Origin of the sequence: Amnimonas aquatica (assembly GCF_002943415.1) — a bacterium.
Classification (GTDB): domain Bacteria; phylum Pseudomonadota; class Gammaproteobacteria; order Pseudomonadales; family Moraxellaceae; genus Perlucidibaca; species Perlucidibaca aquatica_A.
The window spans coordinates 1-1,269 of sequence record NZ_PTQZ01000341.1; the positions used below are offsets into that span (position 1 = coordinate 1).

Here is a 1,269-nt window from a genome sequence, read left to right on the forward strand (position 1 = left end):
CGGCATCTCCCGATACCTGCTTCCTCGCCTGCGACCCGGATGGCGTGGCGCTGGCCTACCTGTTTTCCCTGCCCTGGCGCGCCGGCAGCCTGCCGCCGCACAACGCGCCGGCCTGCGTGCTGCCGGCGTCGCCGGACTGTATCTACCTGCATGATCTCGCGGTGTCGCCGGCGGCGCGCGGCAGTGGCGCCGCCGGGCTGATGGTCGCCCGTTTCTTCACGGCGGCGCGGGCGCTGGCGCTGCCGCAGGCCTGCCTGGTGGCGGTGCAGGCATCGGCGCCGTTCTGGGCGCGTCACGGTTTCGCCGTGGTGGATGATCCGGCGCTGCGCCCGGCCAGCCTCGCCAGCTATGGCGAGGCCGCGCGCTACATGGCCCGGCTGCTCTGACCTGGTCGTGCTGACCCGGCCGCGCTGACCCTGTCGCTGGCGGGCGCTGCCCGCTGCGCGAGGGCAGGCCGGTTCGCCCGGCGTGGTGTCAGAAGTCGCCGTAGAGCTGCTGCAGCACCGCCAGCGCGGCCACCGGCGCGGTCTCGGTGCGCAGCACGCGCGGGCCCATCTGCCAGGGCCGGAAGCCGGCGCCGACGGCGGTGCCGATCTCGGCTTCGCTGAGGCCGCCTTCGGGGCCGATCAGCAGCGCCACGCTGGCGGGCCGGTCGGCGGCAGCCAGCACCGGCGGGCCGCCGCTGACCGCCGGTGCCAGCACCCATTTCTGCGTCGCGCCCACGCGCGCCAGCCAGTCCGCCAGCGCCACCGGCGGGTGCAGCGGCGGCAGGGTGTTGCGGCCGCACTGCTCGCAGGCGCCGGTGATCACGCGTTGCCAGTGCGCCAGCTTCTTGTCCGCCCGGTCCTCGCCGCGCAGCTTCAGCTCGCAGCGTTCGCTGTCGAGCAGGGTGATCTCGCTCACGCCCAGCTCGACGGCCTTCTGCAGCGCGTAGTCGAGGCGGTCGCCCTTGCTCATGACCAGGCCCAGGTGGGTGTGCAGCGGCGATTCGGTGGTCGGTGCCGACACCGACTGCACCAGCACGCGCGCGCTGCGCTTGCCGGCTTCCTGCAATGTGACGGTGGCCTGCCGGCCCTCGCCGTCGAACAGCTCGGCGCTGTCGCCGGGGCGGGCGCGCAGCACGCGGGTCCAGTGGTGGGTGGCATCCTCCGGCAGGTCGAGGTGGTCGCCGGCGACCAGCGGCAGGGGGACGTAAAGGCGCGGCATGGGGGGGCTCCGGACGGGCGCGGTGTCATCGGCCGTCATTCTGGCATAAGCTCGGGCGCATGA

General features: G+C 74.2%; 2 protein-coding genes. One reads left to right on the top strand and one right to left on the bottom strand.

What is annotated here, in order from left to right:
* Positions 1 to 386: GNAT family N-acetyltransferase (locus C5O18_RS09770; RefSeq protein ID WP_105193431.1), on the top strand; the 386-nt coding region annotated here is incomplete at its 5' end.
* Between the two features lie 88 nt (positions 387 to 474).
* Here the strand turns inward: C5O18_RS09770 and C5O18_RS09775 are convergent.
* Positions 475 to 1,206 carry a 16S rRNA (uracil(1498)-N(3))-methyltransferase gene (locus C5O18_RS09775; protein WP_105193433.1) on the bottom strand — a complete coding sequence of 244 codons (732 nt, stop codon included), beginning with the start codon at positions 1,204 to 1,206 and terminating at the stop codon, positions 475 to 477.
* Between the last annotated feature and the right edge of the window lie 63 nt (positions 1,207 to 1,269).